We start from the raw sequence: 19,454 nt of genomic DNA on the forward strand, positions 1-19,454 counted from the left end.
CCCTAGATCCGGCGTCAGAGGTATCGCGAGATCGACTTGAATTCGGCGAGCGACACATCCGTCGGCCGCCCCTTCCCGTTCGTCGCCGCGTCCAGGCAATGATCAATGTGATCGTGGATAAGGGTCCGCTTGGCCTCCCCGACCGCCTTCTCGACGGCATGAAGCTGCTGCGCGAGATCGACGCAGGATCGCCCCTCATCGAACATCTCGATGACGCGCCGCAGATGCCCCTCGGCGCGCTTCAGCCGTTTGACGATGTCCGGATGGCTGTCGTGCAAATGCTCTTTGCCCATACGACTCGACCTCCAGAAGGAGGCTCCTTTGCGCACGACGCCCGCCCAGTTCGCGGCGGTCGTCAATTTGACCCCTATAGGGGGATACCCTATATTAGGATCCTGTCGCATGTGCTGCCCGGCAAGTCAAAGCTGATGCGCACTTTTTCGCCCATCGCGACAACTCGACGCGGACCGCAGGAGCGCCTCGCCTGCGGATATGGACGCCACATCAGAATGGATGATGCCAATGCTGCGCGTGTTTGCGAACCGGACGTACCGTCATCTATTCGCCGCCCAGGTTGTCGCGCTCATCGGCACCGGGCTCGCCACGGTCGCACTCGGATTGCTGGCGTACGATCTCGCCGGAGCCGAGGCCGGTGCCGTGCTCGGGACCGCGCTGGCCATCAAGATGGTGGCCTATGTCGGCGTGTCGCCGATCGCCGCCGCCTTCGCCGAACGCTTTCCCCGCCGCGGCATGCTGGTCGCACTCGACCTCGTCAGGGCCGTCGTGGCGCTCGCGCTGCCGTTCGTCGACCAGATCTGGCAGGTCTATGTTCTTATCTTCGTGCTGCAGTCCGCCTCGGCTTCCTTCACGCCCACGTTCCAGGCCACCATTCCGGACGTCCTTCCGGAAGAACGCGACTACACGCGAGCGCTATCCCTCTCGCGCCTCGCTTACGACCTGGAAAGCGTCGTCAGCCCGATGCTCGCAGCGGCCCTGCTCACCGTCATCGGCTTCCATACGCTGTTCGCGGGAACAGTCGTCGGCTTCCTCGCCTCCGCGGCCCTCGTCGTATCCGTCGTGCTGCCGAGTCCAAAGCCAACCGAGCGCCGCGGCATCTACGACCGCACCACCCGCGGCATGCGCATCTACCTCGCCACGCCGCGTCTGCGCGGACTGCTGGCGCTCAACCTCGCCGCTGCCGCCGCAAGCGCGATAGTCATTGTCAACACGGTCGTACTCGTTCAGGCCGGGTTCGGCCTCGCGCAGCGGGAGACGGCCTTCGCCCTCGCAGCCTTCGGAGCCGGGTCCATGGTCGCCGCGTTCCTTCTGCCCCGGCTGCTGGACAGCATCACCGATCGCCGGGCGATGGCGACCGGCGCAGTGACGCTCGTCCTTTGCCTGGCCGCCGGCAGCGTCCTTCCGAGCTACACGCTGCTGCTCCCCCTATGGTTCGTCCTGGGTCTTGGATATTCGCTCACCCAGACGCCGTCCGGACGCCTGCTGCGCCGATCGAGCCAGGCCGAGGACCGGCCGGCGCTGTTCGCCGCCCAGTTCGCCCTCTCCCACGCATGCTGGCTCGTCACCTATCCCGTTGCGGGATGGGTCGGCGCCAAGGCCGGCATGCCGATCGCCTTTCTGCTTCTTGCCACAATCGCCGCGGCTGCCGTCATCGTCGCCCTCGCTCTCTGGCCGGCCACCGATCCGGAGAAGCTCGAGCACGTCCACGACCAGCTTCCACCCGACCATCCGCACGTCGCCGGCGCGGGACGCTCCGACACCGGCTACCGGCATGCGCATGCCTTCGTGATCGACAGCCATCACCCCGAATGGCCCCGCCCGGCCTGATCGGTCCTTGCGAAAATCGGCATCACCTCGATGGGAGTGGACATCGAATTCAGCGCGGGCGGAAGCGCGATCAAGCGGCGGCATTCGCTCCCGTGACGAACGGACCGTACGCGGGACCGATTTGGGAGGTATCCGACCGTACCCGTCATGACCGCTGCCCGCGCTTTGCGACGCGTTCCAGCAGCTTCGCCTCACGCCGGGGACGGTCTGACAGGATCTCACGTCGGCGATGATCGGTCATCTTCCGCCAAAGACGGATTTCGTCGGTGGTGCGGAAGCAGCCGGTGCACATGTCCCTCCTGCGGTCGAATTGGCAGACGTCGATACAGGGGGATGCGACGCTCATGTGCCGGTCTTGCGCTGGGCGCCCCTGTCATCGGCCTTTTGAGGCGCCGGAAGCAGGCGCGCCGAATTCAGGATGAACGCCAGTTCCGAGACGACGTGAATTGCCGCCGCGAGCAACGGGTTCAGGAATCCGAAGGCTGCCAGCACGATGCCAAGTGTGTCTACGCCGATGGTGCCGGCGAAATTTTGCCAGATGATGCCGCGTGTCCGACGCGCGACCGCGAGAGTTTCGACGAAACGAACGAGATCATTGCCCAGCAGCACGACGTCGGCGCTTTCCTGCGCCACGTCAGTCCCTGACCCCATGGCGACGCCAACGCTGGCCTCCGCGAGTGCCGGAGCGTCGTTGACTCCGTCACCTACCATGGCGACCGTCCGCTTCGACGAGACGAGATTCCGGACGAAGGCCAGCTTCTGCTCCGGAAGCATCTCAGCCTCGATCTCGGTGATGCCAAGGGCCGCGCCGACGCCCTTGGCCACAGCCGCCGCGTCGCCCGATAGCAGGACCGTCCGGATACCCATCGCCCGCAGCGCGTCGATTGCACGCTTCGCCTCCGGACGCACGGTGTCGGCCACCTCGATCCGACCAAGGAAGCGGCCGTCATGCGACACGTAGATTTCGGACGATGTGCCATCACTTCCGGATGACGACGGCATGACGACGCCGTTTTCCTCCAGCCACAGACGGTTTCCGACGAGGGTGTGAAAGCCGTCGCTGCCGGTTCGAATGCCACGTCCGGGGCTGTACGAGAACTCCTGCGGTTCGGCGACCGTCCGCCCTGCCTTCAGGGCGTAATCGACGATGGCCTTGCCCAGCGGATGCTCCGAGCGCGATTCGGCTGCGGCAGCCACGTCCAGCAACTCGCTTTCCGTGATGCCGCTTGCGGGAGCGAGGCGCTGCACCTCCGGACGCCCAAACGTCAGGGTCCCGGTTTTATCGAGAACGACGGTATCGACCTTGCCCAGCGTCTCCAGGTGGACACCGCCCTTCACGATGGCCCCCAGACGCGCGGACCGACCGATGCCGCCGAGGATCGCGAGCGGCGTGCCTGCGGCAATTCCACAGGCGCCAGCGACGATGATGACCGAGATCGTCGCATACATGTCTCGCGTCAACACGTAAGTTAGTACGGCGGCGCCGAGCGCGAAATAAACGAGATAACCAGCCAGTCGGTCCGCAAGGCGCTGAACGGGGGCGCGGGACTTCTCGGCTCGCTCCACCGCTTCGATGATCTTGCCGTAAGACGTGTCACGGCCAATCCGTTCTGCGGCGACTTCGAGAGCCCCCGACTGGTTGATCGTTCCAGCGAAGACCCTCGTCCCGGCGACCTTCTCGACCGGCATGGATTCTCCGGTGATGGAAGATTCATTGACGAACGAATTTCCGGAAACGACCGTCCCATCGACCGGGATACGGCCTCCAGGAGCAACCAGAATGGCGTCGCCGACCGCAAGGGTCTCGGATGCGACCGTCTGAATCGAGCCAGCGCGCCGCACGGACACGTCTCGCGGCAGAAATTCCAGCAAATCTCGGATAGCCTTACGCCCGCGTCCTACGGTCAGCCCCTCCAGGACTTCAGCAACTAGCACGAAAAGGGTGATGACCAGCGCCGTAAAGAACTCGCCTATCGCCGCCGCCGCGACGATCGCAATCGTCATCGACAATTCCATCGTCATGCGGCGTTGGAGGACGTTTTCTAAAGCTTCTTTCAAGATTGGCCAGCCTCCGATCAGGAGGCCCAGAACGCCGATCACGCTGACGGCGGGGAACGGCTCCCAAGCTCGGAACCAAACTGCCGCCGATGCCACGGCAACGACGGCGATCCGGACCATCTCGGTCCGCTCGAACGCATCATGGTGGTCATGGCCGTGATGATCGTGGTCGTCATGGTCATGATCATGGTGATCATGATGATGCAGACCGCTACCGGTCGCCGCACCGGGGGCGGTCGTGCGCGCGTCTGCGGCATCCGCCAAAGTAGACCGCGCCTGTCCGATGTTTGCCATGTCCTCTTACTCTCCTGGTACCGAGATGCGCAAACGGCCTATCGATCTCTTGTAATATAACCCCCTACCCTATATAACTCCAGACGACAAGTTCCGCGATTTCTATGTTATCGTCAGTTCAAGTACTGGAACCCACGGAGCGCGACCGCGTGCATACGATTAAGGACAAGAACAAGCTTCTGGCGCGCGTGCGTCGGATCAAAGGTCAGGCTGAGGCGCTGGAACGAGCGCTGGAAGCAGAGCTTGGCTGCGCCGACGTACTGATGCTGGTCTCGTCCATGCGTGGAGCAGTAAACGGTCTGACGGCGGAGGTCATGGAGGACCATATCCGCAACCACATCGTCGATCCGGATAAGGAAAACACGAAGCGCGCCCAAGGCGCGGCGGAGCTCATCGAGGTTCTACGAACCTATCTCAAGTAACAGCGAGCACCCGATAGTCCAGGCATCATTTCGCGTGCGGTCCACCCGTGACTGTCGTCGTGACGACAGTCACCGTTAGGCGGGCAGAGAAAGATGGCGACGCCTCAGATCCTGAACGGCGGGCTTTGTTGGTCGCGCGGCAGAACAGAGTGAGCGAGGGCTTCGCGCGACTGTCTCCGACGTAGAATAGACTCGTTTGTAAATCGTGTTCGAGAACGATTGCTTATCGCACAACATCACCAGCGAATTGTCGCATTCGAGTCCTTTTGATTTGTGAACCGTGCTGGGGCTTCGGGGAGCTGGTTGGGGGCGTGAACGAGCGATGGCGTGAACCTCTGCGCAAGTCCACGCGGCAACCGCCCTGTTAAATCTATCGTTCCACCGTCAAAGGATACGGCGAAATTCGTTCTCCGGCGCCGGATCAGCGCGGCCCTTTCTCCGCGTCGGACATCAACGGCCTTTTGGGCCGCCTGGCACTGGGATACTGGGGCCGTGGTCGTCTTTGGACAAAGCGCGCACAGAGGCGGAGCGTGACTACGAGGCGAAGAACGGCACCCCGTTTGATCCAAGTGAACCGGAAGAAGAAAACGTCGCCAGCGCAAGGTTCGCTCGCCCCTCAGCATCGCGGAACTCAGGCGGTTGGGGCCGACCTTCTGGTGGGTCACAGTCGTCGCCACGGTATTCACGCTTGCGCGATTCAGCGAGGCATTTCTGATCCTGAAGGCGCAAGCAGTCGGACTTCCGGTCTTTCTCATCCCCCTGGTGCTGGTGGTGATGAACATTGCCTATGCGGTCATCTCGTATCCGGTGGGAGCTCTTTCGGATCGCATGGAACGCACGACTTTGCTGATCATCGGCTTTGCGCTGCTGATCGCGGCGGACCATGTTCTCGGGTTTGCGACCGGCCTGTTCGGCGTCGTGGTTGGCGTGATCCTGTGGGGCGCGCATATGGGATTTACGCAAGGATTACTCGCCGCCTTGATTGCCGACAGCGCGCCAGCCGAATTGCGTGGGACCGCGTAAGGCGTTTTCAACCTGTTTGGTGGCGTTGCCCTGCTCGCTGCGAGTGTGGTGGCCGGTGCACTTTGGGATGCCGTTGGCTCACGCGGCACTTTCCTTGTGGGTGCATCCATCACAGCGCTCGCACTCGCCGGGCTGGTCACGATCCGGCATCGCCTGCAGCCTCAAAGCGGGGCTACCGTCGTGTGCGCCGACCCCTGAGATTTTCTCGAGACCAAAGGAGGCAAGGCGAGCGTCACAACCATCGCGAAGACGAGATACGACGACGGAAGGGACATGCCGATCATCGCGGCGGCGGCACCGGCGCTATCCTCCGTGACCCTGGTGAGCAAGGCTCTGAGGCTGCGGGCAGTCCGCCTGTAGCGGCGCCCCCATCAACGGCCTTTCGGGCCGCCCTGATAGCGCCAGGATGATGGAACGCGGTCCGCGCTCGGCTCTTCCTGCGCACTGGACCGTGCGCCGCCATAGGCGAAAGCGGAACTCAGATCAGGCTGCGTGGCGACGATACGGGATTGAGTGCTCCGCCGTGCTTCATTCGGCCAGTAGCTCTTGTCCGAGATCGTTGAGCCTGCGTGCGCTACGGCGGATATCGCAGCGAGCGGCAGCAAGAGTGAAATCGTAAGGATGCTTTTCTTCAACATTGTCGAACTCCATTATGTGATCAAAGCGCTTCGAATGCGCTTCTGATAATGAGTTCGGAGCTGATGCTCTGCCGGTTACAGGCTCACGGTGACGTGAAGAATGACGTATTACCAACGCAACAGCCGCGGTCCCAATGCCGCGCCTGCGAGGGTGCACAGCGCAATCGTGCCGCCATACCACACCGCGACAAACGGCAATGAATCGTCCGTGCAATGAAGAGCGTACGCCATCGCGCTCACCCCGCCTGCAACGAGGCCCGCGACGGCCCCCGTTCGTGCGAGATCTGTCGGCGCTCCTCTTCGCACCGCCCAGATGGAGATCGCGAAAGGAACGATCGCAATGATCGGAACGGAGAGAAGGCATTCCAGCCATTCGTCTCCGAGAATCATCGTGTCCCAGTGCGACCGGGGCGCAAGCCCAAGGCTTATCGCGGCAAGCGCGATGATGGCCAGGAACGGTAACGCGACTAGGAAGGGCTGCGTCCTTCGTTCGCCGCCCGGGCGCACTAGCTTCGTCAGATAGACCAACGCCAGACCGACGATTCCTACCGTGAAAGCGAGCTTCACGAAGAGGAAGGTCAATGCACGTTCCTCCATCAAATCGGCGCGAACGCCGAACACTACGCATGCGATGACCAGCGCCGCAATCCCGCTTGCCGCACCGGCCAAGCTCAGCGTGCGAACGAGCGTGGTGCGGGCGACCGGCTTTGCGTCGATGCTTAGCATTTCCACCAATTCGTCGGTTTTCATGCCCGCGTCTCCTTAGCGATCAGGGCCGCCAGCGTTTTCAGGCCACGGTGAATGTTCACCTTGACCCCAGACTCCGATATGCCGCATCGTTCCGCGGCCTCGGCAACACTCTGCCCGTCCAATTTCACAGCCACGATGGAGCATCGCGTCTTCTCAGGCAGCCGTTGCATGAGCCGTTTGAGATCGAAGCTGCTCTCGGCGCTGAGATTGTCGTCGTGTGCCATGACCTCGTCCGCTTCGTCGATCGGAACGTCGGTCAGCGAAGTGCGGTTCCTTCGCAGGAAGTCGATCAACTTGTATCGGGCGATCGCGTGCACCCACGGCGTCAGCGGCTCGAGGGGATCATAGGTGTGCCTCTTGAAGTGGACCGCCAATACCGCCTCCTGGACCAGATCCTCCGCCTCCGCAGCCCCCCTCCCTATTCTGGCGAGCTTGCCCTTGTAGTAAGCGCGTAAATGCCGACTCAACCGATCGAGCAGGACGCGGTGCGAGGCCGCGTCGCCGTTGAGGCTAGCCAACATAAGAACTTTGAGCTCGATTTCGGGGCTCGTCATGAGCGCGCCTTCATCATGAGTTCGCAGCGCCGACGGTTCCGGTTACAGGCGACGGCGTAGAAACCGAAAAAATTGCACCGAAGCGAATCCGAGTTCGGCCGGGGTAGTTTTCCGTTCATTCTGCTGCCTGCGAGCGGTGCAATTCGTCCACTCCCGTACCATCATGCAGGGCTTCCGGAACCTCGGCGCCCGGGCCACGGGGCAGCCTGAATCCCTTGATCAAGGCATAGACGGCCGGGATCACGATGAGCGTCAGGATGGTCGACGAGATCATGCCGCCGATCATCGGCACCGCGATGCGCTGCATGACCTCCGACCCGGTTCCAGTGCTCCACAAGATCGGGATCAGGCCTGCCATGATGGCGACGACGGTCATCATTTTTGGGCGAACCCGCTCAACCGCGCCCAGCATGATCGCGGCATTCAGGTCGGAACGCGTGAACGGTTTGCCTTCCGCGGCCCGCGCGGCCTGAATCTCCTTCATCGCATGATCGAGATAGATCAGCATGATGACGCCGGTCTCCGCAGCGACTCCGGCCAGCGCGATAAAGCCGACGGCGACGGCGACGGAGAAATTGAAGCCGAGCCACCACATCAGCCACAGTCCGCCGACGAGGGCGAATGGCAGCGACAGCATCACGATCAGGGTCTCGGTCAACCGGCGGAAATTCAAATAGAGCAGCAGGAAGATGATCAGCAGCGTGACGGGCACCACGATCTTCAGCCGCGCCGTCGCACGCTCCAGATACTCAAACTGGCCGCTCCAGACGACGTAGTTTCCGGGCGGAAACTGGACGCTGGCGGCCACGGCCGCCTTGGCATCGGCGACGTAGCCGCCGAGATCGCGGTCGCGGATATCGACGAAGATGTAGACCGCGAGCTGACCATTTTCGGTCCGGATCGATGTGGGTCCACGCGTCAGTTTGATCGCGGCGACTTCGCCCAGGGGAACGGTCCCTCCGCCCGGCATCGCCACCAATACGTCGCGGGCGATCGACTGCGGATCGCTGCGCAGATCGCGCGGATATCGCAGATTGACGCCATAACGCTCGCGGCCTTCCACGGTGGTGGTGATGGTTTCGCCGCCCAAGGCGGACGACACTGTGTCCTGCACATCGCTGATCATGAGGCCGTATCGCGCAAGCGCTTCACGATCGGGCACGACGTCGAGGTAGTAGCCGCCGATGACGCGTTCGGCATAGGCGCTCGACGTGCCCGGAACCGCCTTCACGACGGTCTCGATCTGCCGTGCGAGTTTTTCCATTTCAACGAGATCGGTGCCGAGAACCTTGATTCCGACCGGTGTGCGAATCCCGGTCGCAAGCATGTCGGTGCGAGCCTTGATCGGCATGGTCCAGGCATTGGAGACGCCAGGAAACTGCAAAGCTTTATCCAGTTCGGCAATGAGACCATCGACGGTCAGACCAGGACGCCATTGCTCCTTCGGCTTGAGATTGACGATCGTCTCGAACATCTCGGTCGGAGCCGGATCTGTCGCGGTCTCGGCCCGGCCTGCCTTGCCATAGACCGAAGCCACTTCCGGAAACGTCTTGATGATCTTGTTCTGGGTCTGCAGGATTTCCGCCGCCTTGGTCACCGAGAGACCCGGCAACGTCGTCGGCATGTACATCAGCGTGCCCTCGTTCAGGCTCGGCATGAATTCTGTCCCGAGCTGCCGCGCTGGCCAGAGGCTTACCGCCAAAGCCACGAGCGCCAGAACGATTGTCAGAGTCTTGGCCTTCAGCACGCCGCGGATCAGCGGACGGTACACCCAGATCAGGAAACGATTAATCGGGTTCTTGTGCTCCGGAACGATCTTGCCGCGCACGAACAGCACCATGAGCGCCGGAACCAACGTGATCGAGAGGATCGCCGCCGCCGCCATAGAGAACGTCTTGGTGAATGCGAGTGGGCTGAACAGACGCCCTTCCTGGGATTCCATGGTGAAGATCGGCAGGAACGACACCGTGATGATCAGCAGGCTGAAAAACAAGGCGGGCCCGACTTCGCTCGCCGCCTCGATGAGCACTTCAAGGCGCGGCTTGTCGGGTGGCGCCCGTTCGAGATGCTTGTGAGCATTCTCGATCATGACGATGGCGCCGTCGATCATGGCGCCGATCGCAATCGCAATTCCCCCGAGGCTCATGATGTTCGAGCCGATACCAAGCACCTTCATGGCGCCGAACGCCATCAGGATCCCGACCGGCAGCATGACGATGGCGACGAGCGCGCTGCGCACGTGCAGCAGGAACACGATGCAGACGAGCGCGACGACGATGCTTTCCTCCGTGAGGGTCCGCTTCAGCGTCTCGATCGCGCTATGGATCAGGTTGGAGCGATCGTAGACCGGTATGATCTCGACGCCCTTCGGCAGCGCCGACGCCATTTCCGCCAGGCGCGCCTTCACGTTGTCGATGACATCCAGCGCGTTCTGCCCAAAGCGTTGCAAGGCGATGCCGCTGGCGACCTCGCCTTCCCCGTTAAGTTCGGTGATGCCGCGTCGCTCGTCCGGACCGAGTTCGACCCGCGCCACGTCCTTCAGCAGCACCGGTGTACCCTTATCGACCTTCAGCACGATGTTGGAGAGATCGGAGAGGCTTTTGACGTAGCCCCTGCCCCGCACGACGAATTCGAACTCCGAGAGTTCGACGGTGCGTCCGCCAACGTCCATGTTGCTACCACGGACCGCATCGCGCACCTTCGCGAGCGGGATGCCGAGCGACCTTAAACGGTTCGGATCGACGACAATGTTATATTGCTTGACGAAGCCGCCGACGCTGGCCACCTCCGCGACGCCCTCCGCCTTGGAAATGCCGTAGCGGATGGTCCAGTCCTGGATGGATCGCAGGTCGGCCAGCGACTTATCCTTGGACTGCAATGCGTACTGATAGACCCAGCCGACGCCTGTGGCATCGGGTCCCAATGTCGGCGTCACGCCAGCGGGAAGCTTGCGCGCCGCAGCGTTGAGGTATTCGAGAACACGCGAGCGCGCCCAGTAGATGTCTGTGCCGTCCTCGAAGATGATGTAGACAAACGAGACACCGAAGAACGAGAACCCACGGACTACCTTCGACTTCGGCACCGTTAGCATGGCCGTCGTCAGCGGATAGGTGACCTGGTCCTCGATGACCTGCGGCGCCTGGCCTTTGTATTCGGTATAGACGATCACCTGGGTGTCGGAGAGGTCGGGGATCGCGTCGAGCGCCGAGTGTTGCAGGGCGTAAATGCCGCCGGCTACGGCGAAGACCGTGCCGATCAGGACCAGCATCAGGTTGCGGGCCGACCAGTCGATGAGGCGCGCGATCATTGCGGTTTCTCCCCGGTATCGAGGCCCTTGAGCGCGGCCTTCAGGTTGCTCTCGGCATCGATCAGGAAGTTTGCGGAGACGACGACTTTTTCGTTTTCGGCAAGACCCTCCTTGATCTCAATCCACCCCCCACCTCGGCGCCCCAGCTTCACGGGGCGCGGTTCGAACCGGCCATCGCCCTTGTCGAGAAGGACGAGCTGTCGCTCGCCGCTGTCGAGGACGGCGCTGCTGGACACGGTCACGACAGGAGCTTCCGTCCCCGTGGCGATTTCGACGTCCGCATACATGTCCGGCCGCAGCACCTCGTCCGGATTAGGAAGTTCAATCCTGATCCGCGCGGTACGCGTTTCTGCCTTAAGGTGTGGATAGATGACAGTGACCTTGCCGATGAAGGGGCGATCGGGATAGGCGCGCGGACGCACGGTGACCTTTTGCCCGACTTCGATGAGTGCCAGATCGCGTTCGGCGACATCGACCATCACCCAGACCACGTTATGATCGGCAATCCGGAACAGAACCTCGCCCGGTGCTGCTCGCATGCCGTTAACCGCAGTACGTTCCACGATCTCGCCATCTTGCGGTGCAGGCCAGATGACATAGACCGGCACCTCGCGCGCACGCTCTATGTCAGCAATAAACGTTTCCGGCGCACCGAGGTTCTCAAGACGACGACGCGCGCCTTTCAATGCTTGAATTGGAAGTGCACCGGTCGCCCGCCCATCGAGTGCTGACAAATATTCAGCGGCGGCGCTTGACAGGTTTGGACCATAAATCCGCATCAACGGCTGGCCCTTGTGAACATGAGTGCCGGTGGTGACGTTCTCGACGGTGTCGATGAAACCTTCGAATCGCAGCGACACCACCGATTTGCGGCGCTCGTCTTCTTCAACCGTGCCGGGCGCCCGAACCATCGTGTTCAAGGTGCGGAGCTCCGCTACCTCGGTCTGAACGCCTGCTTTCTGAAGCTTGCCAGCACTGACTTTGACGGACGAGTCATCATCCTGCTCGCCCTCATAGACAGGGAGATAGTCCATCCCCATGGAATCTTTCTTCGGGGTCGGCGATGTATCCGGAAGGCCCATCGGATTGCGGTAGAAGCGGATGCGCCCCGGCTGACCGCCTTTCGCAGTCATGGTCTCGGGAGCCTTCTCCTCGAAGCTCACGTCTTCGCTGCTTCTGATGGCTAGATATTCCCTGCCGGAGGCTGTCTTCTTGGGTGCAGGGGAATAGTTCGGTGCACCGTCCGGATCACGGTAGTAGACGATCGGTTCCGTCGCTGCCGGCTGGGCGGGACTTGGATCTGCCGTTGCAGGAAAGATGGCGGAAAACCATCCGGGAAGCGGACCGTTCGACCGTCCGACGGCCACTCCCGCCACTCCGGCAACCAGGACTGCGGACACGATCAATAGAGCACTTACAGGACGTCTCATAGCGAGCCTCCCGCCAGACGTTCCATGTCGGCGTATTTGGTTTGCAATTCCACCTTGAGCTTCAGTAAGTCGAGCTGGATCGCCCGATACCTTCGCTCCGACTCGAAGACCGACGAGAGATCGGACGAGCCTGCCTGGAAACCATTGCGGGCGTTGTCGATCGAGGAGCGAGCTGGGGGCAACAGGCGCGACGTGTAGATCTGCACGACCTTGCGCAGCGCATCGACGCCGAACCAGGCGTCGGCGATCTGCCCGTCAATCCGCAGCCGCAGCGCTTCGTTGCGGGCTTGCGCGGCGCCGAGGCGCGCTCCTGCCGCACGCTGCTCGGCGTCCTTGACCTCATAGTGCAGCGGCAGCTTGACGCCGAGCGTGAACTCGCCGGTATCCTCGGTGCCGGGCCGCTGCACGTATTTTGCGCCGACATTCACGTCGGGATAGTAGTTGAGGTCGGTGAGCGATTTGATCTGGGCCGCGGAATTGCTTTGCGCCCCGGCCAGAGCCAGCATCGGGTTTGCCGATCGTCCGAGAGCCTGGGCTTGCGCGAGGCTGACGGGCCTGACCGTCCGGAAGCCGGTCGGCGCCGCCAACGGGGCCAGCGCAGGACGCCCGATCAGTGCATTGAGCCGCGCTGCGGCGGACTTCTGTTCGCCCTGCCGCCGGACGACGTCGCCCTCCGCGGTGGCAGCTTCCATCTCGGCCTTGATGACGTCCTGCCGGTCGACCGATGTCGTGCCGTACCGCGATCGCAGCAGACCGAGCAACTCGTCATATCGCCGTTTGATCTCGGTCGCTATCCCGACAGCTTCATAGGCGGCATTGTATTCGCCATGTGCGGCAACGACCTGCGCGATGAGTTCGGTCACGGTCGCGCGCCCCTGGAATTTTGCGGCGTCCGCGTCCGACTGCGCGATATTGCGTTCGAGGCCGTATTTGCCCCAGAGCTTGATCTCCTGGTCGAAGCCGATGCGGCGCTGTCCGACGCCCTGCCGGTTGACGTCCCAAGCCTCCAGAATGAGGGTCGGGTCGGCCATGACGCCCGCCGTTCCGACCTTGCGGACCGCGGCGTCGAAGTCGAGCGAGGCGGCAGCCACCGTCGGATTGAGACGTTTGGCGATTGCGACGACGCTCTCCACCGTCGCTCCAGGCATAGTTTGCTCGGCAGCCGCCACAGGATGCGACCACAGTAATGCTGTGGCCGCTCCGATGGCTACAAACCGCATGATTACCGCCGGGCGGATCACGGCGTGGCCTTGAGGATGAGCTTGTTTTCGACCGTCCCGGTCTCGCCCTGGACCTTGGCGCCCAAGGACAGTTGCCAGCCGCCTTCCATCGTCACGGCGGCCTTGAACTTGTAGACGCCGGGTTCGGTGCTCGGCATCGCGTCGATCGTGGTCTTCATCGACTCCATGCCGTCCGGCGCCATGTCCAGCCTCTTGGCGAAGATCACGGCGTCGGAGACCGGTTTTCCGTCCGGCTTATGGACAAGGCGCACTGAAATGACCACCTCGCCTTTCTTCACGGTTTTGTCGACGAGCTGGAATTCGTAGTCCTTGATGTCGGCGCGAGCGGCTGTTGCCGAAGCGATCATGGCAACGCCGATGAGCACGGCCCGGAGGGCGCGCGCGCAAGTGTAGCTCTTCATTTTGAAATCCTCGATGTCCTGATGTACCGCGCAGGGCGGCATGCATGTTCATCCGCACGGCTTTAGGCCGATGCGGCAGCAGACGGCGTGGTGACGCCGATCAGATCGAGATTCGAGGAGGATGGTCCGGAGGGACGCCGACCAAGCCGTCAGCGGTCAAGTCGTCAAAGCCAAAGAACAGCCTGCGGATCTGGAATGGAGCCTGAATACCATCCGACGGGGACGGCACGACCTGAGCAACCGTCAGCATGCACATCGCAATGAGCGGGCAATCCTTGCAGTCGTCGGTCTTGTTTCCGTCAGGACAACACGGCATGTCCGCGGACATCGCCGACATGTCTGTCAATTCCGCCGCAGCAAGCCGCTTCGCCGCCGCAGGCGCGGCCAGCGGTGCAAACGAAAGCCCGACGATCACGAAGACCGCAAGCACTTGACCGATGGTGCGGCGAAGATTCATGAGTTCACCATCACACGAAGACGGGAACTTTGGAAGGACTGCCACTTCACATGTTCGCCAGCCGTCTCGGATCACTCATTTTTCGTTAATACACCTGCTCAGAGAGCGATTTCTGTCCCAAGAAACCGCAGAAAGATCTGCTGTCCAGCTGTTCCAAAGAGCACCACCTCGTACTTCCGCGGCTTTCCGCCCTCCACCGGGGGAACCGGCCGGCATTCCCGGAACCGCCAGGCCGACGGCGGTGGGGCGCGTCTCAAGCAGACGTCGTATAGCCGCAGCGGGTACGTGGCCTTCGATGACGTAACCTGCGATTTTGGCGGTATGGCACGCACCGAGATCCGCCGGTACGCCAAGCCGGGTCCGGAGTGACTGCAGATCAGCCGTCTCCTCGACGGATACCGTAAAACCACTGCTCCGCAGATGGCGTATCCAGCCTTCGCAACAGCCGCAGTTCGGATCTTTATGAACGAGAACGGTGGAGGCCTCGGCAGCGCTCGAGAAATCCGGCGCGACTGCTCCCGCTGCGAAAATCGCGAGCAAGCTGCGTCGTGTCAAAGTCATCGGTACATCCATCATCGATATTACCTCAGCGAATCGGCTTTCAAAAATTGCTCTTGAGCAAATATTAAGCATCGGGTCACGCTTCAGTTATGGTGGTGAGAGATCGGTTGATCGCCATAACCGCGGAGTTGGGCATATCGGGTCATCTGATCGCCAGTTAACAAAGCGGCTGTCGACAGGTGATATTTGAGGTGGGTTTCGCGGAGTGCGCCTTGCGTGGCGGAGATAGACGCCGTCGAGACCGCCAGACTTTCCAACGTGACGGTGCGGGACGAGAATTGCCTGTCCAATTCCAATTCCTGTTGGATCAAATTCGAGCCAAGAGGAAGTGCTTCAGACTTCATACGATCAAACAACGCTTTGATGCCACCGCGTTGATCAGAAGTCAGTTCGAGCTTGTCGGCCAACTCCAGGACGTGGGAAGGACCCGGATACCCGTTCAATTCGGCTGCGAGTGCCAGTCCCATTCCGCGACCAGCGTTCAAGTCCGCAACCTCCCGGTCCGAAAGTGCCTTTATGGAGCGCTTCTGCATTCCGGAATAAAGCGTCTGCGAGAAAGCTGCCGTCGATGCAAATAATAGAAGTGCGGTTAGTACAATTGCGCGGCGCATGGATTACGTCCTCCCTTATGTGTGAACAGTGTCGATGAGGTTGAAAAACCCAAAATCACAAGAGCGTACTGATCCTCCGCTCCATGATAGAATTTACGTTTCAGATGTGTGCCTCAAGTAGCGACGAAGTTTGCAACGTGGGACCATCTCCATGTAGGTCTCCCGAGACCACGTAGAAGACCGAGGCGCCCGACGCGATCAGGACGGCGACCAAGCTGCGATCCATCTCATTCTCATCCGATTCCTCCCTGAGTTGCGCGGTTGCCCGCCGAAGCTTTTCCAGCGGGCGCCGGCGCGTCGAGCGCGCGCGACCATGTCCGGTAGAAGGCCACGGCGGTCATCACCGAGATTCCGATGACGCTCACCGCGATCTGGGCGATCAGGGCGTTGGAGTACATCTCGAGGATGAAGTGTCCGACGAATGACAGGAAAATGCCCACGCAGAACACCTCCAGCGAACGCTGTCCGCAGACGATGAGCGGCCTCAGCGCATCGGAACGCAACACGTCCCAATCCTCGGGAACGATGCGCACCAGAACGATCATGAGGGCGAGCAGATGAAGGACCCGATAGGGCGCCAGGTTCGTCTTGTCGTTGGGATCGAACAGGTCCACCAGTCCGGACGGGAGCATCCAGGTCGAAGCGAAACGGACTGCGAGCGTCACGACCATCGCGAAGATCAAGTATATCAAACTGATCGATACCATCAGCTTCGACATGACGAGTGACTTCACGCGCTCTCCTCCGCCCATCGCCACCCAGGCTCCGATCGTGAACAGGAACTGCCAGGCGAAGGGATTGAAGTACCACTCTCCCGACGGCCATGCCGGGAGGTTCAGGCCGAACCAACGGCTCGCGAGATAGACGCCAGCCGAGGCCGCTAGGGCCGAATCCGGATGGCGCATCATGACGGCCAGAAGCGGCGGGAAGCCCGCCATCAGCACGATGTAGAGCGGCAGCACATCGAGATTCAGCGGCTTGAACTTCAAGGCCAGCCCCTGCGTGAGAGTGGCGACCGGCTGCTCGATCAGCCACTTGACGTTGAATTCGTCGAGAAGGTGCGAATGGCCGCGCTGCGCGATGAAACCGATGGCGACCGCATAGAACACGAACAGCAGGATGTGCGCGACGTAGAGTTGCCAGACGCGCCTCAACAGAAGCGCTGCCCCCGCGAGCACACCCTGCCTCGCCATCCTACGCGAGTAGACAAAGGCCGCCGTGTACCCCGAGATGAACACGAAGATATCCGCGGCGTCGCTGAAGCCGTAGTTCCTCGTCGTCAGCCAAGCGACGGCGTTGTTCGGAATGTGGTCGAGGAAGATCGCCCAGTTCGCGAGGCCGCGGAACAGGTCGAGACGCAGATCGCGCCCCTTCGTAGCTTTGTCGGCCGTGATCGTCATGAATCGCCTTGTTTGAAGAAAGGACCGGCCGAAGCACTTCGCCGGAAGCCGCGCACGATGGGTCCAACCGATCCGACCGGTCCCTTCGTCGGGTTCAGGCCGCTTTCGCCGGTCATTGTCCGATCGCCGGCCGGATCGTTCCGAGGACGCTCACGCTCAAGAGAACAAGCAGGCCCAGGCCCTGCTCGCTGAGCACGTGCGTCCGCAATTTGCTCCGCCAGACGTCGGAGGCACCAACGCCTCCGCGTCCGGACGCTTCCAAGGCTGGCACCAGCCAGAACCGGTTTGCCGCAGCGAGCGCCAGCATCCCCGCAAAGAACGCCAGTTTCGCCATGAGGATCTGCCCGTAGGCGCTGTGGAGCAGGCTGGATACCGAGCCGACGAGGAGCCAGCTATTCACCAGACCGGTGCCCACCAGCGTCGCCACGGCGGCGTATCCCATGCCCGAAAAGCGCATCAGCACGCCATCGATGTCGGAGGCGGCACGGCCCGCCCTGATCCCGGCGTAGCCGAGCAGGATGAAGCCGAGCGGCGCCAGCCCACCCAGCCACGCGCCGGCGGCGAGCAGATGCGCGGCGTCGGCCGCCACATGCACCAGGCCTTCCCAGCCTTCTTCGATCTGGGAGTGCCCGGCACCGGCGAGTGAAGCTAGAAGTCCGGCGGCGAGGAAGGACGTCACCAAATCCCGACTTACGCTCGGCCGCGACGCGACCTGCAGGAGCGTGACGGCGACGAGTACGGTCGCAACGAACATGCGCACCGTCCAGACGACGCCGAAGCCGGTCTCACGGACGACCGAACCGACGATCTCGGGATCGACGACGTCCGCCAGCCCGCCGCTCATGTTGGCGACGGCGAGGACGAACCAGGCGAGGCCGCTCACCAGGGCGAGGACCGCCGACCAGAGAAGGACCCGCCTCCTCCACCGGCCGAGCGTCTCGGGCTCGGCGCCGGCGTAGGCGTAGAGTGGAAAGAACGCCGCTCCAGCCAGCGTGGTCGACGCCACGTAATGCAAGAAGCGTGCGACGACGAGCCCGAGATCGATCATCAGCGCGCCACGCCGAAAGTGTAGCTGCCCTTCACTTTGTGGGTATCGTCGGACACGGCATGCCATTCGACCCTGTAGTCGCCAGGCGTCAACTGATCCTTGAGGGGCACGATCATCAGCTTCTTGTTGGTCGGATCGGTCGTCGCCTTCCCGGTCGCGATCGCCTTCCCGTCCTGGTCCTTCAGTTCGATGCCGGAAAACTGCGGGATGACGCTTTCGTTGAACAGGATGCGGATCTGCTTCGGTGGCGCCGAAGACTTCCCGGCGGCGGGCTCGGCCGACTGAAACTCCGGATGGGCGTAGGCGACGCCGGCGCCGAGGGTTGCTGCAATTAACGTGACGGCAGCGATCGAGGTCTTGTTGAACATTGGTCTTCCTTTTGGTGATGCGGATTTTGTGTGTGGGTTTCAGTGGACGTCCAGAACGAGCACGGCGAGCTTCCGGGACCGGCACCGCTCAGCCTTCCGTTGCCGCGATCGTACGTGAGCGACGGTTCTGCGCAGGCAAGTCCTTCCTGGCTCCGTTTCCTTTGCACGGCGACGACGATGGCCCCTCCGCCGCCGGGCCATCGGCCGGTGGCGGAGGGCGTCCGTCGGGTTACTTGCTCTTCTGGATCTTTGTGATGGCGATGCCGTCGCTGCCGCGCTCGGCCGTGAACTGGACCTTGTCGCCGACCTTGACCTGCTTGAGCATCGCGGAATCCTGAACCTTGAAGACCATCGTCATGCCGTCCTCGTCCATGCCGAGGTTCTTGATCGCGCCGTGCTTGAGCGTGATCTTCTTGGCGGTCTCGTCGACCTTCTTCACTTCACCGTTGACCATCGCGTCCTGGGCGAAGACGGCGGACGAAGCGACGAGCGAGAGCGAGAGGATGCATGCTGCGAGTTGGTTGTTGGTCATTTTCTTTCCTTTCGGGGTTGGACTACTTGACGACGACAGTGCCGATCATTCCCGCTTCGCGGTGACCGGGTATCAGGCAGGAGTATTCGAACTCGCCCGCCTTGGTGAACTTCCAGACGAGATCGCCTGTCTTCTTGGGAGCCAGCTTCTTGGCGTTGGGATCGTCGTGCTCCATGTCAGGAGCCTTCTTCATGGACTCGGCGTGCTTGAGGTTCTCTTCGGTAGTGGCCAGAACGAATTCGTGATCGAGCTCGCCGCTGTTGCGCAGCACGAACTTGATCTGTTCGTCCTTTCTGACCTCAACCCTGCTCGGAGTGAACAGCATCTTGCCGCCGGCTTCGGTCATGGTGACCTGCACGATCCGCGCGGGCTTCTTTGCGTCGCCCGGCTCGCCGGTCGAAAACGTTTCATCGTGCGCGTGACTTCCGTGATCCGCCTCCGCCACGACGGGGGCGGAAGCCAGCAACGCGGCCAGCGCCACTGCTCCCGCGGTCAATATTGCTTTCATCGTCTT

20 protein-coding genes and 1 pseudogene are annotated in these 19,454 nt (G+C 61.9%); 3 read left to right on the forward strand and 18 right to left on the reverse strand.

Annotated elements, in window-relative coordinates:
• Positions 1 to 14 precede the first annotated feature (14 nt).
• Positions 15 to 293 carry a metal-sensing transcriptional repressor gene (locus tag A4A58_RS24910; protein WP_068737230.1) on the reverse strand — a complete coding sequence of 93 codons (279 nt, stop codon included), beginning with the start codon at positions 291 to 293 and terminating at the stop codon, positions 15 to 17.
• A gap of 229 nt (positions 294 to 522) precedes the next feature.
• Here A4A58_RS24910 and A4A58_RS24915 point away from each other — a divergent pair, with 229 nt between their 5' ends.
• Complete coding sequence (locus A4A58_RS24915) at positions 523 to 1,845, forward strand: MFS transporter (protein WP_068737232.1); 1,323 nt, start codon at positions 523 to 525, stop codon at positions 1,843 to 1,845.
• A gap of 145 nt (positions 1,846 to 1,990) precedes the next feature.
• On the opposite strand, the gene A4A58_RS24920 is transcribed toward A4A58_RS24915, so the two are convergent.
• Both A4A58_RS24920 and A4A58_RS24925 read right to left on the reverse strand, forming a co-directional pair.
• Positions 1,991 to 2,191: a DUF1289 domain-containing protein gene (locus A4A58_RS24920; protein ID WP_068737234.1), complete on the reverse strand. Its 201-nt coding sequence runs from the start codon at positions 2,189 to 2,191 to the stop codon at positions 1,991 to 1,993.
• Positions 2,188 to 4,197, reverse strand: coding sequence for a heavy metal translocating P-type ATPase (locus A4A58_RS24925; protein WP_068737236.1), 2,010 nt, complete (start codon positions 4,195 to 4,197; stop codon positions 2,188 to 2,190). Before A4A58_RS24925 ends, A4A58_RS24920 begins: the two co-directional genes overlap by 4 nt.
• Positions 4,198 to 4,301: 104 nt before the next feature.
• On the opposite strand from A4A58_RS24925, the gene A4A58_RS24930 reads away from it, so the two are divergent.
• A complete protein-coding gene (locus A4A58_RS24930; RefSeq protein WP_068737240.1) occupies positions 4,302 to 4,619 on the forward strand; it encodes a metal/formaldehyde-sensitive transcriptional repressor in 318 nt (105 codons plus the stop codon).
• A gap of 600 nt (positions 4,620 to 5,219) precedes the next feature.
• A pseudogene (locus tag A4A58_RS29880) lies at positions 5,220 to 5,642 on the forward strand (MFS transporter); the annotation flags it as partial.
• A 371-nt stretch (positions 5,643 to 6,013) separates the two neighbouring features.
• Here the strand turns inward: A4A58_RS29880 and A4A58_RS24940 are convergent.
• The 15 genes from A4A58_RS24940 to A4A58_RS25005 form a co-directional block, all read right to left on the reverse strand.
• Positions 6,014 to 6,280: a hypothetical protein gene (locus A4A58_RS24940; protein ID WP_068737243.1), complete on the reverse strand. Its 267-nt coding sequence runs from the start codon at positions 6,278 to 6,280 to the stop codon at positions 6,014 to 6,016.
• Positions 6,281 to 6,388: 108 nt separating this feature from the next.
• Positions 6,389 to 7,030 carry a DUF1109 domain-containing protein gene (locus tag A4A58_RS24945; protein WP_068737244.1) on the reverse strand — a complete coding sequence of 214 codons (642 nt, stop codon included), beginning with the start codon at positions 7,028 to 7,030 and terminating at the stop codon, positions 6,389 to 6,391.
• Entirely contained in the window at positions 7,027 to 7,584 is a 558-nt protein-coding gene (locus tag A4A58_RS24950; protein WP_068737246.1) for a sigma-70 family RNA polymerase sigma factor, read from the reverse strand. Before A4A58_RS24950 ends, A4A58_RS24945 begins: the two co-directional genes overlap by 4 nt.
• Before the next feature lie 115 nt (positions 7,585 to 7,699).
• The gene (locus A4A58_RS24955) at positions 7,700 to 10,891 is read right to left on the reverse strand and encodes an efflux RND transporter permease subunit (RefSeq protein ID WP_068737247.1); all 3,192 of its coding nucleotides are present in this window, start codon (positions 10,889 to 10,891) and stop codon (positions 7,700 to 7,702) included.
• The gene (locus tag A4A58_RS24960; protein WP_068737249.1) at positions 10,888 to 12,321 is read right to left on the reverse strand and encodes an efflux RND transporter periplasmic adaptor subunit; all 1,434 of its coding nucleotides are present in this window, start codon (positions 12,319 to 12,321) and stop codon (positions 10,888 to 10,890) included. Before A4A58_RS24960 ends, A4A58_RS24955 begins: the two co-directional genes overlap by 4 nt.
• Positions 12,318 to 13,469 carry a TolC family protein gene (locus A4A58_RS24965; protein WP_244499866.1) on the reverse strand — a complete coding sequence of 384 codons (1,152 nt, stop codon included), beginning with the start codon at positions 13,467 to 13,469 and terminating at the stop codon, positions 12,318 to 12,320. Before A4A58_RS24965 ends, A4A58_RS24960 begins: the two co-directional genes overlap by 4 nt.
• A gap of 89 nt (positions 13,470 to 13,558) precedes the next feature.
• On the reverse strand, positions 13,559 to 13,963 hold the full coding sequence (locus A4A58_RS24970) for a FixH family protein (RefSeq protein WP_068737479.1): 405 nt from the start codon (positions 13,961 to 13,963) through the stop codon (positions 13,559 to 13,561).
• A gap of 100 nt (positions 13,964 to 14,063) precedes the next feature.
• The gene (locus A4A58_RS24975; protein WP_068737253.1) at positions 14,064 to 14,420 is read right to left on the reverse strand and encodes a hypothetical protein; all 357 of its coding nucleotides are present in this window, start codon (positions 14,418 to 14,420) and stop codon (positions 14,064 to 14,066) included.
• 75 nt (positions 14,421 to 14,495) lie between these two features.
• Positions 14,496 to 15,053, reverse strand: a complete 558-nt coding sequence (locus A4A58_RS29885; protein ID WP_349509591.1) for a DUF411 domain-containing protein — start codon at positions 15,051 to 15,053, stop codon at positions 14,496 to 14,498.
• An 11-nt stretch (positions 15,054 to 15,064) separates the two neighbouring features.
• Positions 15,065 to 15,592, reverse strand: coding sequence for a hypothetical protein (locus tag A4A58_RS24980; RefSeq protein ID WP_068737255.1), 528 nt, complete (start codon positions 15,590 to 15,592; stop codon positions 15,065 to 15,067).
• Between the two features lie 233 nt (positions 15,593 to 15,825).
• On the reverse strand, positions 15,826 to 16,992 hold the full coding sequence (locus A4A58_RS24985; protein WP_068737257.1) for an OpgC domain-containing protein: 1,167 nt from the start codon (positions 16,990 to 16,992) through the stop codon (positions 15,826 to 15,828).
• 112 nt (positions 16,993 to 17,104) lie between these two features.
• On the reverse strand, positions 17,105 to 18,040 hold the full coding sequence (gene copD, locus A4A58_RS24990) for a copper homeostasis membrane protein CopD (protein WP_068737258.1): 936 nt from the start codon (positions 18,038 to 18,040) through the stop codon (positions 17,105 to 17,107).
• Positions 18,040 to 18,408 carry a copper homeostasis periplasmic binding protein CopC gene (copC, locus tag A4A58_RS24995; RefSeq protein WP_068737260.1) on the reverse strand — a complete coding sequence of 123 codons (369 nt, stop codon included), beginning with the start codon at positions 18,406 to 18,408 and terminating at the stop codon, positions 18,040 to 18,042. The genes copD and copC overlap by 1 nt, the downstream gene beginning before the upstream one ends.
• Before the next feature lie 229 nt (positions 18,409 to 18,637).
• Positions 18,638 to 18,940, reverse strand: a complete 303-nt coding sequence (locus A4A58_RS25000; protein ID WP_068737262.1) for a copper-binding protein — start codon at positions 18,938 to 18,940, stop codon at positions 18,638 to 18,640.
• A gap of 22 nt (positions 18,941 to 18,962) precedes the next feature.
• Positions 18,963 to 19,448 (reverse strand): cupredoxin domain-containing protein, encoded by a 486-nt coding sequence (locus A4A58_RS25005; RefSeq protein WP_081422052.1) that lies wholly within the window; start codon positions 19,446 to 19,448, stop codon positions 18,963 to 18,965.
• Positions 19,449 to 19,454 lie beyond the last annotated feature (6 nt).

This window comes from Tardiphaga robiniae, assembly GCF_001618955.1.
GTDB lineage: Bacteria > Pseudomonadota > Alphaproteobacteria > Rhizobiales > Xanthobacteraceae > Tardiphaga > Tardiphaga robiniae_A.

Coding starts and splice junctions, on each gene's coding strand:
- A4A58_RS24960 (WP_068737249.1), bottom strand. CDS start 12,321: ATGAGACGTCCTGTAAGTGCTCTATTGATCGTGTCCGCAGTCCTGGTT.
- A4A58_RS24980 (WP_068737255.1), bottom strand. CDS start 15,592: ATGCGCCGCGCAATTGTACTAACCGCACTTCTATTATTTGCATCGACG.
- A4A58_RS25000 (WP_068737262.1), bottom strand. CDS start 18,940: ATGACCAACAACCAACTCGCAGCATGCATCCTCTCGCTCTCGCTCGTC.
- copD (WP_068737258.1), bottom strand. CDS start 18,040: ATGATCGATCTCGGGCTCGTCGTCGCACGCTTCTTGCATTACGTGGCG.
- A4A58_RS24940 (WP_068737243.1), bottom strand. CDS start 6,280: ATGTTGAAGAAAAGCATCCTTACGATTTCACTCTTGCTGCCGCTCGCT.
- A4A58_RS24920 (WP_068737234.1), bottom strand. CDS start 2,191: ATGAGCGTCGCATCCCCCTGTATCGACGTCTGCCAATTCGACCGCAGG.
- A4A58_RS24975 (WP_068737253.1), bottom strand. CDS start 14,420: ATGAATCTTCGCCGCACCATCGGTCAAGTGCTTGCGGTCTTCGTGATC.
- A4A58_RS24915 (WP_068737232.1), top strand. CDS start 523: ATGCTGCGCGTGTTTGCGAACCGGACGTACCGTCATCTATTCGCCGCC.
- A4A58_RS24925 (WP_068737236.1), bottom strand. CDS start 4,197: ATGGCAAACATCGGACAGGCGCGGTCTACTTTGGCGGATGCCGCAGAC.
- A4A58_RS24950 (WP_068737246.1), bottom strand. CDS start 7,584: ATGACGAGCCCCGAAATCGAGCTCAAAGTTCTTATGTTGGCTAGCCTC.
- A4A58_RS24985 (WP_068737257.1), bottom strand. CDS start 16,992: ATGACGATCACGGCCGACAAAGCTACGAAGGGGCGCGATCTGCGTCTC.
- A4A58_RS24955 (WP_068737247.1), bottom strand. CDS start 10,891: ATGATCGCGCGCCTCATCGACTGGTCGGCCCGCAACCTGATGCTGGTC.
- A4A58_RS24910 (WP_068737230.1), bottom strand. CDS start 293: ATGGGCAAAGAGCATTTGCACGACAGCCATCCGGACATCGTCAAACGG.
- A4A58_RS29885 (WP_349509591.1), bottom strand. CDS start 15,053: ATGCTTAATATTTGCTCAAGAGCAATTTTTGAAAGCCGATTCGCTGAG.
- A4A58_RS24945 (WP_068737244.1), bottom strand. CDS start 7,030: ATGAAAACCGACGAATTGGTGGAAATGCTAAGCATCGACGCAAAGCCG.
- A4A58_RS24970 (WP_068737479.1), bottom strand. CDS start 13,963: ATGAAGAGCTACACTTGCGCGCGCGCCCTCCGGGCCGTGCTCATCGGC.
- A4A58_RS25005 (WP_081422052.1), bottom strand. CDS start 19,448: ATGAAAGCAATATTGACCGCGGGAGCAGTGGCGCTGGCCGCGTTGCTG.
- A4A58_RS24965 (WP_244499866.1), bottom strand. CDS start 13,469: ATGCCTGGAGCGACGGTGGAGAGCGTCGTCGCAATCGCCAAACGTCTC.
- A4A58_RS24930 (WP_068737240.1), top strand. CDS start 4,302: ATGTTATCGTCAGTTCAAGTACTGGAACCCACGGAGCGCGACCGCGTG.
- copC (WP_068737260.1), bottom strand. CDS start 18,408: ATGTTCAACAAGACCTCGATCGCTGCCGTCACGTTAATTGCAGCAACC.